General features: G+C 36.8%; 15 protein-coding genes and 1 riboswitch. Of the genes, 9 read left to right on the top strand and 6 right to left on the bottom strand.

What is annotated here, in order from left to right:
- The first annotated feature begins 253 nt into the window (after positions 1–253).
- The 6 genes from CFK40_RS19460 (at position 254) to CFK40_RS19435 (ending at position 5836) form a co-directional block, all read left to right on the top strand.
- Positions 254–1297, top strand: a complete 1044-nt coding sequence (locus CFK40_RS19460; protein ID WP_089534032.1) for a PhnD/SsuA/transferrin family substrate-binding protein — start codon at positions 254–256, stop codon at positions 1295–1297.
- A 103-nt stretch (positions 1298–1400) separates the two neighbouring features.
- The gene (gene phnC / locus CFK40_RS19455) at positions 1401–2165 is read left to right on the top strand and encodes a phosphonate ABC transporter ATP-binding protein (RefSeq protein ID WP_089534031.1); all 765 of its coding nucleotides are present in this window, start codon (positions 1401–1403) and stop codon (positions 2163–2165) included.
- 12 nt (positions 2166–2177) lie between these two features.
- Positions 2178–2963 (top strand): phosphonate ABC transporter, permease protein PhnE, encoded by a 786-nt coding sequence (gene phnE / locus CFK40_RS19450; protein WP_089534030.1) that lies wholly within the window; start codon positions 2178–2180, stop codon positions 2961–2963.
- On the top strand, positions 2963–3808 hold the full coding sequence (locus CFK40_RS19445) for an ABC transporter permease subunit (protein ID WP_089534029.1): 846 nt from the start codon (positions 2963–2965) through the stop codon (positions 3806–3808). The genes phnE and CFK40_RS19445 overlap by 1 nt, the downstream gene beginning before the upstream one ends.
- Before the next feature lie 35 nt (positions 3809–3843).
- Positions 3844–4776, top strand: coding sequence for an endonuclease I family protein (locus CFK40_RS19440; protein WP_089534028.1), 933 nt, complete (start codon positions 3844–3846; stop codon positions 4774–4776).
- A 208-nt stretch (positions 4777–4984) separates the two neighbouring features.
- Positions 4985–5836, top strand: a complete 852-nt coding sequence (locus CFK40_RS19435; protein ID WP_089534027.1) for a glycerophosphodiester phosphodiesterase — start codon at positions 4985–4987, stop codon at positions 5834–5836.
- 197 nt (positions 5837–6033) lie between these two features.
- On the opposite strand, the gene CFK40_RS19430 is transcribed toward CFK40_RS19435, so the two are convergent.
- The 6 genes from CFK40_RS19430 to CFK40_RS19405 all read right to left on the bottom strand — a co-directional run bounded on the left by CFK40_RS19430 (position 6034) and on the right by CFK40_RS19405 (position 11615).
- Positions 6034–7377 (bottom strand): TrkH family potassium uptake protein, encoded by a 1344-nt coding sequence (locus tag CFK40_RS19430; RefSeq protein ID WP_089534026.1) that lies wholly within the window; start codon positions 7375–7377, stop codon positions 6034–6036.
- Between the two features lie 49 nt (positions 7378–7426).
- Positions 7427–8092, bottom strand: a complete 666-nt coding sequence (locus CFK40_RS19425; protein ID WP_089534025.1) for a potassium channel family protein — start codon at positions 8090–8092, stop codon at positions 7427–7429.
- Between the two features lie 124 nt (positions 8093–8216).
- A riboswitch (cyclic di-AMP (ydaO/yuaA leader) is annotated at positions 8217–8365 on the bottom strand.
- 194 nt (positions 8366–8559) lie between these two features.
- Entirely contained in the window at positions 8560–9318 is a 759-nt protein-coding gene (locus CFK40_RS19420) for a sporulation protein (protein WP_089534024.1), read from the bottom strand.
- 77 nt (positions 9319–9395) lie between these two features.
- On the bottom strand, positions 9396–9665 hold the full coding sequence (locus CFK40_RS19415) for a YesK family protein (RefSeq protein ID WP_089534023.1): 270 nt from the start codon (positions 9663–9665) through the stop codon (positions 9396–9398).
- Positions 9666–10097: 432 nt separating this feature from the next.
- The gene (locus CFK40_RS19410; RefSeq protein ID WP_089534022.1) at positions 10098–10595 is read right to left on the bottom strand and encodes a hypothetical protein; all 498 of its coding nucleotides are present in this window, start codon (positions 10593–10595) and stop codon (positions 10098–10100) included.
- A gap of 9 nt (positions 10596–10604) precedes the next feature.
- Positions 10605–11615 carry a DUF3231 family protein gene (locus CFK40_RS19405; protein ID WP_089534021.1) on the bottom strand — a complete coding sequence of 337 codons (1011 nt, stop codon included), beginning with the start codon at positions 11613–11615 and terminating at the stop codon, positions 10605–10607.
- 173 nt (positions 11616–11788) lie between these two features.
- Here CFK40_RS19405 and CFK40_RS19400 point away from each other — a divergent pair, with 173 nt between their 5' ends.
- From CFK40_RS19400 to CFK40_RS19390, 3 genes are read left to right on the top strand one after another with little or no spacing between them, the layout of a single operon-like run.
- Positions 11789–13333 carry a spore germination protein gene (locus CFK40_RS19400; RefSeq protein ID WP_089534020.1) on the top strand — a complete coding sequence of 515 codons (1545 nt, stop codon included), beginning with the start codon at positions 11789–11791 and terminating at the stop codon, positions 13331–13333.
- A complete protein-coding gene (locus CFK40_RS19395; protein ID WP_089534019.1) occupies positions 13330–14442 on the top strand; it encodes a GerAB/ArcD/ProY family transporter in 1113 nt (370 codons plus the stop codon). Before CFK40_RS19400 ends, CFK40_RS19395 begins: the two co-directional genes overlap by 4 nt.
- Positions 14432–15613: a Ger(x)C family spore germination protein gene (locus CFK40_RS19390; RefSeq protein ID WP_089534018.1), complete on the top strand. Its 1182-nt coding sequence runs from the start codon at positions 14432–14434 to the stop codon at positions 15611–15613. Before CFK40_RS19395 ends, CFK40_RS19390 begins: the two co-directional genes overlap by 11 nt.
- The last annotated feature ends 408 nt before the right edge of the window (positions 15614–16021 follow it).

Raw genomic sequence — 16021 nt, 5'->3', positions numbered from 1 at the left:
GCTTATTCAACTATCTCAGGGATCATCTACTTATTTCAGTCTGCGAAAGTTGAGTTATTAATAAGTCATGTAAACATCGTAAAGAATGGGTTAAGAAACTGTAAATATACGTTTTTTTGAAGCATTTTATGTTTCAATGAACATGTTAAATAGAATGTTTTTTAGCATCAAGGTTTGAATCAATCTACCACCCGCGTTTTGACCAGAATTTATTTTGCAACACCATTTTATTACGAGAAGGGGAGAATCAATTATGAAAAAGAATTGGTATTTGGTAACAATGTTTCTATTACTCGTTTTAATGTTAATTGCGTGTTCGGAAGGAAGTGCTGGAACAGAAAATACGGAAGCAGATGATGTTATCGAAATCGTTTGGTATCCTAACGAATCTGGTACGGATATGAAATCTTCACGTGATGAAATTGGTAGAGTAATTAAAGAAACTACAGGTAAAGAAGTAGAGCATCATTTAACTACTGATTATGCAATTGCTATTGAGACATTAGTTAACAACAATGCAGACCTTGCATTCATGGGCGCACAAGGTTATATCGAAGCTAATAAGGGTAACGATGCAATTCAACCTTTAGTTGTCCCCACTGGTCCATCAGGTACATTAGATGATGCTGTATACCATAGCTGGTTAGCGGTAAACGTGGATGATCAAGAGAACTTTAAAGCAGATGGTGATTTTTCACTTGATACAATAGAAAGAAAAAGCATGTCATTCGTATCAACAAGTTCAACATCAGGATTTAAAGTACCAGCATCTGGTATTATCGAACACTTCTCGAAAAAAGAGAAATATGCTGATTTAACTGAAGAAAACTTAATGGAGGGAGGACAATTATTTTCTCAAGTATTATTTGGGAACTCCCACCAAGGTTCTGCCGTAAACTTATTAAATGGTAATGCAGAAGTTGCAGCATTCTGTGACACGTGTGTTGAAAACTATGTAGAAGTTGCTGAAGGAGAAGCGAATACGGTAGGTGCTGTTTACCAGGTTCAGGATGATGCTTCAGAGCCTTTTAATAAGCTAGGAGGCAGTGAATTCACTCTAATGAGTGTCACTCCAGTATTAAACGCACCATTTGTAGCAAATTTGGATGTGCTAGGTCAAGAGGATTTTGATAAATTACAAGAAGTATTTACTTCAGATGAAATTGCAAACAATGAACAAATCTTTGTTCCTGAGGATTCTGGTGAATCAGGTTTATTCTTCAAGTCAGACAAAGAAAGATTTGCTCCGGTTGAAGACTCATGGTTTGACCCAATTCGTAAGCTTTCAGAACAATAGTTTGTGCTGAAATAACTGTAACATTTAGAAGGTTAGAGTATGCACGTAGATGCGCGTATACTCTAAATTCTAAAATGTGTTACATAAAAAAGGAGCCAATAACATGTCATTGTTAAAAGTTGAAGGACTTGGTAAATCGTATAACTCGGAAACAAAGGTATTAAATGACATTAATTTTGAAGTAGAAGCTGGAGAATTTGTTTCGATCATTGGACCATCTGGTGCAGGGAAATCTACACTCTTACGTTGCATTAATCGAATGGTTGAAATAAATGAAGGCAAGGTTATTTTCGATGACCTTGATGTAGGTAACATGAGGAAAAAAGAATTACGTGAACTACGTACGAACATTGGTATGGTCTTCCAGCATTACAACCTCGTACCACGTTTAACCGTTATTGAAAATGTGCTACATGGTCGTTTTGGATATAAGACAACGATGCAGGGAATACTTGGCAGATTTACGGAAGATGAGAAGGAACGTGCATTTTTCCTGCTTGCTAAATTAGGAATTGAAGAACACGCGTATAAACGATGCGATCAGTTAAGTGGTGGACAGCAGCAACGTGTTGGTATTGCCCGAGCCCTTATTCAGGATCCTAAACTCGTTCTTTGTGATGAGCCGATTGCTTCACTTGACCCGAACGCCTCTAAAGTTATTATGGACCATTTAAAATCGATTACTTCCGAGTTGAATATTACATGCTTGGTAAATTTGCACCAGGTTGAAGTTGCACAGAACTATTCTGATAGAATTATCGGCTTGAAAAAAGGTGGAATTGTATTTGATGGACCAAATAACAACCTTACTCTTAGACGCATTAACGGCATTTACGGAACAGAGACAAGAGAGTTAATTACGGTGTAAGGAGAAATTAAAGTGGATGAAAAACTAATGCGAAAACGTAAATGGCAATCGACCATTTTTCTCATCATTATTATTGTCATAGCCTATTTATCAGCAGATATAACGAACTTTAACATTTTGCATGGAATTGCAACACTACCCGCAGCATTAGGCTGGATAATTTCAAATTTATTTATTACCCAGGAATCACTTGAAAGATTGCCAGATATATTAGTGAAATTAAACGAAACAATCTTTATGTCCATTGCTGCTACAACAACAGGTGCGGTTGTCTCCATCTTTTTAGGGTTAATGGGGTCTAAAACAACGAGAGTAAATAGTTTCTTTAGTTCGCTTTCTCGTTTTATTGCCTCTGTTTCAAGGAATATTCCAGTCGTCGCATGGGCATTAATCTTGCTGCTTTCTTTTGGACAAAATTCAGTGACAGGATATTTAGCATTATTTGTTGGGACCGTAGGATTTTTAACAAGAGCTTTTATCGAATCCATAGACGAAGCAAGCCAAAGTTCAGTTGAAGCGTTGAGAGCAACAGGTGCAACATACTTTCACATTGTACACAAAGCGGTCATCCCACAATGTTTACCACAGATGATCAGTTGGATATTATTTATGATTGAAACGAACATAAGAAGCGCTACATTAGTCGGTATATTAACTGGTACAGGGATTGGTTTCATCTTTGATTTATATTATAAAACAAGGGACTATAATACGGTAGCCCTTATTACATTTAGTATCGTCATTGCCGTTATTATTATAGAGCTTATTTCAAACTATATTCGGAAGGTGATTCTATAATGGAAGCAACGTACATAAGACGAAAAGCAGATGGTCGAATTAATATAAAATCTGGTAGCAAAATTGAACAGGTTACGAGATGGACGATTATCCTTTTAACTCTATTAACGATAATGGCATTTATGTTCTTTGATTACTCGGGGTTAGATCTAGGCACAGCTATTTCTGAAACGGTATATAACTTGAAAATAATGTTTCTAGAACCTGCTTTAACTCACTTTAGTTTGGGCGAAGCATTTTACCAAGTAGGTATTACACTTGGTTTAGCTTTTTTAGCAACGATTATTGGTGCAGTTATTGCGTTCTTTCTAGCTTTGTTGGCTGCAAATAATTTATCAAATAAATGGACATCTAAAACGGTTCGAATTTTTGTTGCCTTTATTCGAGCAGTTCCAACTGTATTATGGGTTTTGATTTTTGCGATCGCAGCAGGCTTAGGGAGTGAAGCGGCAATACTCGGTATGTTGTTTCACTCTATTGCTTATTTAGTTAAAGCATTTTCCGAGGCTTTTGAAGAAGTAGATAAGGGTATAATAGAAGCATTACGGGCAACTGGTTCCAGCTGGTGGCATATCGTCACTCGTGCCGTTCTACCGTCAACACTCACTTATTTATTGTCATGGACTTTTTTAAGATTTGAGATCAATTTCTCGGTAGCGGTAGCGATGGGGGCGGCAGCTGGTGCAGGTGGAATTGGATTTGAACTATTTATGGCATCCGGATTTTATTTTGATCTACGTGAAGTAGGATTTATCACCTATGCAATATTACTGATAGCAATTGTTTTAGAAGTTCTTTCAACTCGATTGAAAAACCGTTATTTTCCGGCATCTGCGGGTAATTAAAAATAGGCCCGTAAATTATAGGAGGAGGAATAAAAATGAATTTAACTCATCAACAAAAAGAAAGACTGTTTCCAGTGACAAAAGATCCTCAACGTATTAGCACCGTGATTTCTCAGCTTACCAAAACAAAAGAAAGCATCCAGAAAGACGCGAAAGTATACTATGATGAGGAAAAAGATAAGCGAACAATTCAGCAGTATTATCGCAACATTGATTTTATAAACCAAAATGATGACGAATTTATACGATCATTAACACAGATTCTTGAAGAAACCCATAAAAACAAAGTGCGGTACGATCCGAGCGAGTATGTTTATCCCTGGGTTGACTTACGACCTGACGGTAATCTTATTAGTATTTATTCGGGGAAAAAAAGACAGGCAGAAGAAGTTATAAAAGAAGACTATGAAACTTCTTTAAGGCGAGAAAAAGAGGCCGAGAAAGAACTGGATGCCAAAAATGGTCGGGTAATGGACCAACTGGCGCAAATCGAAAGCAACTTTAAATATAACTGTGAGCATTCTGTGCCACAATCCTGGTTCAATGAACAGGAACCAATGCGTGGCGATCTTCATCACTTATTTACCTGTGAACCAGTTTGTAATTCAATTAGAAGCAATTACCCTTACCATGATTTTACTGACTATACTCCTGAGGGGATAAAAGCCAATCGAATTGAAGAGGCGTGTGGCAAGGCGGATGAGAATTTGTTTGAACCTGAATATGGCAAAGGAACTGTCGCTAGGGCTATGTTGTATTTTTTAATAAGGTATCCAGACAGAATTGAGCAATCCCATATGGAAGGAGTCGATACAGGACTGTTACTAGAATGGCATCAGAATTCCCCTCCTGATCTTTATGAAAAACATCGTAATCAAGCTATCTATGAAATACAAGGAAACCGCAATCCGTTCATTGATTTTCCTGAAAAGATGAATCGTCCTATTTTGGCAGATAGGAAAGTATAAAAACTTTCTCTCTGCATAAGGGCAACTAAGGCTGTCGCTAAAAGGCTTGGCGACAGCCAAGTTTTCTAAATATAATATATAACTCGGGACTTTAGGATCATTACTAATCTCTTGTTTTTATTTACAATTCTTAATGTTCAGTTCATTTCATTTCCAATTAATAGTCTTCCTTTATACTAAATTTAAATACTTATAAAGGAGAGATTAAATGAGAGTACGGACAGTTTCAATTTTTCTAATGGCACTACTTTTTATACCTTTGTCTGTGGTTCCTGTATTAGCTTCCAGTGAGGAAACAGTCTCAACCAAACAGCAACAACAAATGGTTAACATAGCACATCGGGGTGCTTCAGGGCATGCTCCTGAAAATACGATGGCTGCTTTTCAAAGAGCTTTTGAAATGAAAGCAGATTATATCGAGATTGATGTACAAATGACTAAAGATGGAAAGCTAGCTATCATCCATGACACAACTGTTGATCGTACCACAAATGGAACTGGTTCTGTTGGAGATCTTACGCTTGAAGAACTCCAACAGTTGGACGCTGGAAGTTGGTTTAGTGAAGAGTTTGCTGGTGAGAAGATACCAACTTTTGAAGAGGTATTAGATGCTTATCGTGGGAAGATTGGTATATTAATTGAATTAAAGTCACCAGAACTTTATCCAGGTATTGAAGAAAAAGTTGCTGAAACTTTAATGGAACGCAATATGCACAAACCTAATAATAACAAAATTATTATTCAATCATTTAATCATGAATCAATGCAAAGATCCAAGGAATTGTTGCCGAGCATACCTCATGGCGTACTTGCTGGGCTGTCTTGGGCAGATGTTACAGATGAACAACTTGCGCAATTTGCAACTTATGCTGACTACTATAATCCGAATATGAATATTGTTACACATGATTTGGTTGACCGTGTTCACGCTAAGGGAATGGAAATGTATCCCTATACCGTACGAACACAAGAACAGGCAGATAACTTATTTGAACTTGGGGTTGATGGCATTATTACTGACTTTCCTGAATATGTTGATAAACATCCCGGGGGAAAGTAAACAACGCAGTATTCCTGGCGGTAAAATACCTAGCATGATGAAGGCCTGACCCTAAACATAATATTTATCAAAGAGGACTCCAGTTTTGGAGCCTTCTTTGTTTTTACTCATAAGAAACATAAACTTTTAGCGGATATCAGTATAAGTGCACCTAAGGCTTTCGCCCTTAAAGCTTGGTGATAAGCTGAGCTTTCTAATCATCCTGTAATAACGCTCTCAGCTGGATAGCGAATTTTTTCTTTTTCAGCATGGGATACGGACAACATGATTGTTAATGGCCCTACGAGTCCCAGATACATCATGAACATAATAACCAATTTTCCAATGATGCTAAGGTCGGCTGTGATACCCATTGACAAACCAACAGTTCCAAATGCTGAAACAATTTCAAAAAGCAACGGAAGGAATGGGATTTTTTCTGTAATTAATAACGTAAAAACAGCAATAAAAATAAAAGATATGCTTGTCATTACGATGGCTAATGCCCGGTATATAATTTTAATGTCTATTCTTCTCTTAAAGGCAATAGGATTTTGGTTCTTTTGCTTGAGAAATGTTCCAACGGCCAATAAGATAATGATAAAAGTAGTTAATTTTATTCCACCACCAGTGGAGACACTACCAGCTCCTATAAACATAAGCATCATCATGAGGATATTAGTTGATTCCTCTAATTCGCCTATTGGTATAGTGTTGAAGCCCGCAGTTCTTGGGGAAATCCCCTGAAAATATGCGGCCCACCACTTGTCGGCGAGAGACAATGCTCCCAACGTGTCGGGGTTGTCAAATTCCAACATAAATATGGTCAGGATAGAAATTATGTTAATAACAATTGTACCAACTATCATTATTTTTGAATGAAGGGTTAGTAAACGAATTTTTTTACAATACCATAAATCGTGTAAGACGGTAAACCCTATCCCACCTGTAATAATCATTAGTGTAATAATAAGATTTACGGCTGGATCACCAACATAGTTTGATAGGCTGTCCGGCCAAAGTGCGAATCCTGCATTGTTAAACGAAGCAACAATATGAAAAAGGCTGTAGTATACCCCTTTCCAAAATCCCATTTCAGGCACCCAACGGATAGATAATAAAATAATACCAATCGCTTCAATAGCAAGGGAAAAAATCACAACCCGCTTTACAAGCTTTATAATTCCACCAATTGGTGTTTTAAATTGTTCCTGAATAATTAACCTTTGACGCAGCCCAATTCGCTTGCCTAAAAATATAATAATCATTATTGCAAACGTCATGAAGCCAAGTCCGCCAACATGAATTAAGAAAAGAATAACAAATTGGCCAAACAGGGTGTAAGCTGTATGGGTATCCACAACCCATAGACCTGTGACCGTTGTAGCAGATGCCGATGTAAAAAAAGCATCAATCCAACTAACTGGTACCTTCGTAGCAAAGGGAAGTTTTAATAATAATCCACCTGTAACAATTAGAATAACAAAGCCTATCCCTAAGATTTGTGAAGGGTTGAGTTTGATTGAATTCAGTCGGTTTCTAAAACGTTTTTCAAAATGCATACTGAACTAATCCTTTCTTCCTTGAACTAATTCAAGTTTGATAGACATATTATAATTCCTTCTTCTCAAACTTTTTCAGTTCACTGTTACTTCCGATTACCACTAATATATCACCGTTGTAAATTCTTTCGTCTGCAGAGGGTGATATGATAATGTTTTCCTGTTTCTTAATTCCTACAATGGTACATCCGAATTTTGCTCGGACGTCTAGTTCTTGGATGGTTTTATTATTTATTTTTTTTGTAGCTATCATTTCAAGTATACTGTGCTCGTTTGATAACTCAATGTAATCCAGGATTTTATCTGATACCACATGGTAAGCAAGTCTTTTCGCAATATCCTGTTCGGGATAGATGACACGGTCAGCCCCAACTTTATCCAAAATTGTTCCATGATATTTCGATTGTGCTTTTGCCCAAACTTTTATCACGCCGACCTCTTTCAAGGCTAACGTTGTTAAAATACTTGATTGTATGTCGTCACCAAGCGAAACTACTGCAAGATCAAAATTACGTATTCCAAGCTCTTTCAGTACTTCCTCATCTTTGGGATTAGCATGAATTACATGTGTTGCTATAGTGGAATATTCCTTTACTTTATCAGGATTTGAGTCCATAGCTAATACAGAGGCGCCAAGTTTGGTGAATTCCTTGCACAAACTGCCACCAAACTTACCAAGTCCTATTAATGCAGTTTGCATTTCTTTATTTTTCATTCCTACAGACCCCTCCAACAAATAAAGTATAAACTCTATATTTTTGTATAAAAAAATCCACAAGAGAATAAGATCCCCTTGCAGATTTTGGTATCGTTTAAGATACCATGCATCGCACGTGTGTATGATCTCTCTCTAAACGCTTACGGAGTTAGCTGTCGGATTCGGATGTTAAGAGTCACCCTACCTTACTTAAAGGATTCACCCCAAGTGGTTTTTCGCCCACAAAATATTGGTTTCTCCGTTTCAATTTGAATTCAGCGATTACAATTATATAAAATTCTTTCGTTAAGATGAAATTCATAATACGCTTGTCATTTTTGGCTGTAAAGGTCTAAAAATCGTTAAATAAACTCATATATAACGAATTTAAGAATTTATATGTGTGTTTCCTCCTGTTTACTTTAATTTACGACAAAATAAAAATGGCTCCGTCTTTAGATCCGGAGTCATTTTTTTAAAAGGTTTCATTTAAATTGATTAATCGTTTGGCGTAATTTAGCCGCGATAGAAGAAGTTCCTTCGTTAAATTGACTAGATGTGAAAGCTATCTTTACAAAGTTTTCATCCATGTCCAATGCTTCAGCAAACAGTCCACCAAGCCCTTTGGCACGACGGTCCACCTGAAGAATTAATTCAAGATGATTTTCATTTAAAAAGAACATAACCTCTAATTCGTCAAGGTCTCTATGGAACTCACTTCCTGGTAAAAACTCAAATTCTTGTACGTGGTTGTAACGTCTCGAATATTCCATTTCTACTTTACGTAATCGAAAACCAAGTTCATTTGTTAGTGCCTCTAAAACAGCCTCCATATTATGGTGTGACTTTACAGTAACATAGTCTCTATCTTTTGGATCAACAGCATTAGGCACATCCAAGCCTGTTTGAACCCATACCTTCGTTTTGCCTAATGTTGGAGGCGTATGTATAGGCAAGGTGAATTGAAAATCTATTTCCCTTTTTTCACCCTCATCAATCGTGAGGGATGTTCCCACTGTAAACGAATCTAGCTTCACCTTTTCATAAGTTTTTCTATCATTTACTTCGCGAAGTGCCTCTGTCATCACAAATAGATTGATTTGATTAATTTCCTGATTTGCGTTTCCACCTTGAATGACAACTCTGCCCTTAACTTCATTTCCAGGTATAAGCTGGTCGTTTTCTAATTGCGTATCCACCGTTGTATTTCCAATTCCGGCGCTTGCTAACCACTTTTTCAACATTGAAATTCCCCCTATTTTGACTAGTTAAATTACATACGTAAATTTACTGAAAAAAGTTTCAAAAATCCATGTTGAAATTACTTTTTGCTGGCCGTATCTAAAATAACGCAGATCAGAAGCACAACGACACCTAGAATAAAAGCCATTAAACCAATCAACCCAACTCCTGTTCCGGTCCATCTCCCGGTTAATAGACTAAGTGGCACTAACGCAATTCCAGCAATAATGAGAATGATGGAAGGAAGATATTTGATAAATTTTCTATGAGGAAAACTTATATACAGTATAATTACTAACACAATTGAAGCGACAGCTAAACAGCCGCCGATGAAAATAAAGATATCCATTAAACCACTCCGATTATTAAATTACTTTTAGAGGATGTTCAAAAAGTCACCAAATGATAAACGGCGAATTTCTTCGTTCCTCAGTTTTTCCGGTCCTCACGTATTAAAAGCATAGAGGAACTTCTACTAAAACCGTCCACGTCCTGTGGACAACGTAGAAGTCAGCACAACACGCGCAAGTCCGGTCCTCAAAGTCTTCGCGCCTTGAACTTGACGCACAGGACGTGCTAATGTCGACTTTGCAACAGGACGTTGCGTTCTTTGTCGACCTTGTTTCTAATTTACCGACTTTTTGAACACACAATATTACATTCATTTTACAATAGCATCTATTTAATTTATTACCTAAAATCGCTGCTTAAAAACATAAATAAAAAAAGCTTTGCAAAATATGTTCATTCGGCAAAGCAATTAAAGTCAAATTGCAATATATTATGAATTCGATGCGCGTGAATTATTACTTATCTTAAGCAGAATCCATTTAATAATTAGGCCTATACCAATCCCAATCGGTAGAAAAATTATTGGCAACCAAATGGGCCCGATTAATTTTCCCATAAAAGTAAAAGTTGGTGAAAGGATTAGGCCAACAGTTACAAAGTAGGCAGAAAAAACAAATGGCAAAAAGGAAAAAGGTTTATTTTCACCGTCTGCATCTTTATATGCATCCCAAATAGCAAAAAAATAGAGGCAGGGATAAAACATGAGCCACAAAAAATTCGTTTGATCAATAGCCTCTTGAATTTTACCATGAAAGCTTAAGATAATGGCCTGATTAAAATTAGCCATCACATTTACAACGATTTCTAAAATGATAAATAAAATACCTTTCACATATTTCTTATTTAATAATTGACCAAACCCGGGTAATGCAACGCTCCATAGCAATTTTTCTAATTTGTCTTTATGAATACCTTCTACATTTTTCATCTTATAGGCCTACTTGGCCAAGTCCTTTCTATCTGCAGCAATAGGTGGCAATTCCATCCAACCATTATTAATCAGAATCTTTGCTCCATCATTAGAATACTTAGCTATCTCTGCTATTAAACGGGAATACTTTACACCTAAATCGTGTCTTGGGCTTGCAGCCATGGCCAACCCATATTGCCCGATACCGGATGCAATAAGGGTCGTAATAAGAAACATCATTAATTTATCGGAAAATGGAGCCTCCTTTGAATTAGTTACTTCTGGTGTGGCAAGTAAAGCGCCACTTGAAAGATAACTTTCATTTAATATTTTCGTGAATACATTTACATGTTTTCCCGAAATGTCACGTCCCCGCTCAAAATAATGTCTTACTTCTTTTGATTGTGCTACTTGGCTAAAGCCAGTTATAATGGCCTGTCCTAATGCATTTCGCCTTGCATTAAATACAAGGTTTGAAATTTCCACACCGAGTAACGGTCTTTTTTCACCGAACCAACCAGATAAAAAGCTTTGATTGTGTACAAAGTCAATTTGACTTGGTTTTGGGATAAGAGGAGATCGTATATAAGTTCCTTTTTCTTTGGCTACTTGTTTCGTTTTTTTGTGTAAGACTTGTGTTTCGCTTAAGACTTTAGCGTAATAATCGATAACATCATTTCGTTCTGCAAGTGACAAGGCTAGACTATATGCTGCTAGTACAAAACCAGACATGTTCAGTAAGAATTCTAAATATAATTTGTCTGTAAAAAGCCGCGGTGTGTTTAAATTCACATCATCCTCAGTAAACCCTTGTGGAACAGGATATTCTTCTTCATTAAGAATTTGCGTGATTCCATTTTTATGTCCTTCAATTAGCGATAATGCGTATTCCAATGTTGATTTAATTTGCATGTCTTTTATATTAACTAAGAAGTATTTTATTCCACAAATCAACATTGTATCAGCCTGATAAGATCCCCATAGACTAGAGATTTCAGAAGATGTTAGCTCAATATGATTATGCTCATTGTTTTCCATGTATACGTTCCTTTCATTAATAGACTTTGCTAGTTTATTGCGCGCTTCTAAGCATTCTTTTCATTAGTTTGTCAAAATTACATGGTTTTATACGAGAGACTTAAGTTTGAATAAGAACACCGTATACAGGGCAAAAGAAGGGTAGCAATTAACCGTGTATGTGAGGTGGATTTATGAAGCGGACAAGAAAACAGAAGTCAAAAAAGACAGAAACAGATGAGGATTTCTCCATAGAGCTAGTTAAAGAGCTAGATAAAAACTTGGATAATCTTAAAAAAATGTTAGAAGAACCAAACGATTTAGTCGTTAGGGAGTTTACTATTCGTGGTAGTAAACATAATTGCGCGGTTGTTTATATCGATGGTTTAGTAAATAAAGAATTAATAGATAATACGATAATAAAAAGTGTACAGGTGGTAAATGAGAGAAAGGAATTGCCTGAAGAAAAGACGGAGCTTTTTAATGAACTTTACCAGGAAATTATTTCGGTCAGTGATATTAAAAAAGGAAATACGTTAGACGATGTATCAAATGGAATTCTTTACGGCAGTACCGTGCTTTATATTGATGGTTTAGATGTCGTTATTATCATGGATACAAAGGGTTGGGAAAGTCGCGCAATTGAAGAACCGATGTCAGAAGCGGTAATCCGCGGTCCGCGTGAAGGGTTTGTCGAAAATATACGAACGAATATGGTGCTAATTCGTCGTAATATCCAAGACCCTAATTTACGTTTTAAAACACATCATGTCGGTAGACGTTCAAAAAAGGTACTAGTAGTTGCTTATTTAGCTGGGGTTATTCATCCAGATATTTTGAAAGAAATTACCCGTAGACTTAAGTCGATAGATATGGATGCTGCACCTGAATCGGGCTATATTGAGCAATGGATTGAAGACAGCTATTTGTCCCCGTTTCCACAATTATTCAATACGGAAAGGCCTGACAAAGCATCGGCTGCAATACTACAGGGGAAAGCTGTCATTATTTTAGATGGAACACCATTCGTATTGGTTGCTCCTTCTACGCTTGGAAACGCATTTCAGTCTCCTGAAGATTACTATGAACGTTGGACGATTGGGTCATTAGTACGGTTTTTACGTTACTTTGCTGCATTTATTGCTATGTTCTTACCGGCTTTATATATCGCACTAGTTTCCTATCATCAGGGGATGATCCCATCAAAGCTAGCTTTTTCACTTGCGTCAACAAGGGATGGTGTACCTTTTCCAGCATTTGTTGAAGCAATGATGATGGGCGTGACGATGGAGTTATTACGTGAAGCAGGAGCACGGTTACCGAAAACAATTGGCCAGACTATTGGTATTGTTGGCGGTTTAGTAATTGGAGAAGCTGCTGTACAAGCTAGCATAGTAAGTCCGGTTATGGTTATTGTTGTTGCACTTACTGCAATTGCTTCCTTCTCTCTTCCGGCATATAGTGTTGCCATCTCGTTTCGATTGGTTCGTTTTTTCTTTATGTTTGCTGCTGCCACATTGGGGCTATACGGTATCATTCTCGTTTATATCATGATTAACATTCATATTGTTAACCTTAAAAGCATTGGTGTCCCTTATTCTACTCCATTTGCTCCAACCTTCCTAAAAGATTGGTTGGATCTTGTTTTCAGAGCACCTATTCCAATGCTAACGAAGCGTCCAGGTTATTTAAAACCAACTGATAGAACATCAGCAGACAAGGGAGGGAAGGAGAAATGAAAAGTTTTGAATATGGGGATGAGAAAATTGGTGATAGAGAAATCATGATTGCAGTGCCCTCCATGGTGATTGGTGTAGGGATTCTTACATTACCAAGGGATCTGGCAGCTGCAACTACCGCTTCGGATGGGTGGATAGCTATAATTGGTGGGGGATTATTTGCCGTTCTAGTCACGTGGTTATTAGCTAAGCTGGCGGTTGGATTTCCAAATCAATCCTTCTTTACGTATACATCTACCATTCTTTCAAAACCAGTGGCAATCGTTATCTCGTTCTTATTTGCTGTAGTTTGGTTAGGTGTTACAGCATTTGAAGTCCGAAGAATTGCCGATGTTTCTCAACATTATTTATTCAGTCGTACCCCTGTAGAGGTAGTTTCACTGGCATTTTTACTTGTTGTTGTTTACGCTGTTTCGGGCTCTAGGGCAGGTTTGTTTCGATTAAATATGATGTTTTTACCTCTAATTCTTTTAATTGCATTAGTTGTTTTTATATTTAGCTTAGGTTGGTTTGATCCAAATAGATTATTACCAATGTTTGAAACAGACCTGCAAGGCTATTTAAAGGGAGGTCATTCAGGAGTAGTCTCCTATCTAGGAGGATTTAGCATTGTTTTATTTTATATGGGGTTAGTGGAAAACCCTAAGAAGGCCCCTGAAATGGCTGCAATTGGAATGTGTATACCCATTGTCTTGTACTTGATGCTTTTTGTTCTATGTATTGGTGTATTTGGTCATATGGTAACGTCAAACCTGATTTACCCTACTATTGAGTTGGCTAAGGGGGTAGAAATTCCAGGTGGCTTTTTTGAACGATTTGAGTCCGTCTTTTTTGTAATCTGGATTATGGCAATTTTTAATACAACCGCGATGGCATTAGATATCGCTGTACTTGCGCTCAACTCTATCTTTAAAAATATAAAAAAAGTCAATGTGATTTTTATCGTAACACCGATTGTCTATCTGGTTAGCATGCTTCCGCAAGACGTAATTGAGGTATCTTTATTTGGATCCATTATTAGTAATACCATATTTATTTATACCCTATTTATTGCGTTAGTGCTATTTGTTATTGCTAAATTAAGGGGTGTGAAACGAGTTGGGAAATAGAAAAATGTGTCTACTTATCATTAGCTCACTTGTTTTCCTATTATCAGGTTGTTGGGATCAAGTGAATATTGAAGATCGTGGTTTTGTCGTTGGAATTTCCCTTGATTTGCTTGAAAAGAAGGGTGATGATAATTATACTCTAAAAAAGATGGAACAAATTGTTGTACCTGCTGGATTAGGGGGTTCTATGCAAGGCGGCGGGCAACAAAAAGCATTCACCAATATAACCGCAAGCGGTGAGAGTATATTTGAAATATCTAGGAAATTTGCGGCAAAAACAAGTAAAACACCATTTTATGAGCACTTAAAAGTTATTGTTGTTTCTGAAGAAATTGCAAAGACTCCCCAATTATTCGAAAGTATAATGGACGTATACATTCGTAATAATGAAATGCGAAGATCGGTTAAGGTAGTGGTTTCTAAGGATGAGGCAAAAAATGTACTTGGAGTAGAACCAGAAGCGGAAAGTCTTCCTGCTGTCTACATTGATTCGGTTATGGAAATTAATTCTAAAACTTTAGATATATTTGATCCAGTGGAAATGGGTGAAATCCATCAGCTTCTTTTGACTAAGAGCAGTTATGTAATTCCACGTGTTATACCAGAGGATAACAGAGTAAAAAATAAAGGTGCAGCAGTAATTCATGGACACACTAGCAAGATGGTTGGCGTGCTTACTGGAAATGAAACAGTAGGGTTGAACTTAATAACGAAAAGTAATACTGGTGGATATATCAAGTTTGAAATTGAAGATCGCTTGATGATATATGAAGTTGAAAATACAAAGAGTTCGATAAAAATAGATGTTAAAGATAAAGATAATATAACAATAAACATTAAAATAGATGCTGAGGGTAGTATTGCAGAAATGTTTGGCAGTGAAACCTTATTAAAACCAGAGCGATTTAAAGAAATTGAAAAAAACGTAAGTAAACAAATTGAAAAACATGCAAGACGAACAATTGAAAAGGCACAGCAGGAACTAAATGCTGATATTTTTGAGTTTGATGAAAAGTTAAAACAAAGGCATTATGATAAATGGCAAAAGATAAAAGATGATTGGGATCAGGGTGAGAACCTTTTCGCTAATTGTACGATAAACGTATCGGCAAATGCAATCGTTCGAGGAACCGGTGCTGTTGATAAAACGAAAGATACAGGAAATGAGTGATCAGAATGTGGGAGGTCATAATAGGAAGGTTACCCGAAAAATTAGTTGTTATTTGTACTGTGCTGGCTTTTTTAATACCATATCTCAGCTACAAGGCAAATAAACGATTACACGAATATGGGGATCCTCCTTGGAAAAAGGTTGAACAGGATACACAAAAGGTAAAAAACAACAAGCAGTAAATAGCAAAAGCCTTTCATGGATTTTACCGTGAAAGGCTTCTTGTCGTTTAATTTATGGAAACTTTGTAGATACTGTTTTTAGTATGACTTAATATGGGGACAGTCCCCCGTCACGCTAAAGCGCTAATGCGATGGGGGACAGTCCCCGTAAGTCTCTTTTAAGTAAAATTTCCTATTTTTCTGCTTTTACTTACTGAGCCTTTTTTAGTATAGTTAATGTAAGGAA

The sequence above is a fragment of the Virgibacillus necropolis genome, from assembly GCF_002224365.1.
Lineage (GTDB): Bacteria > Bacillota > Bacilli > Bacillales > Amphibacillaceae > Virgibacillus_F > Virgibacillus_F necropolis.
Note: the sequence above shows the minus strand (reverse complement) of the source record. Positions and strands in the feature narration are given on the sequence as shown.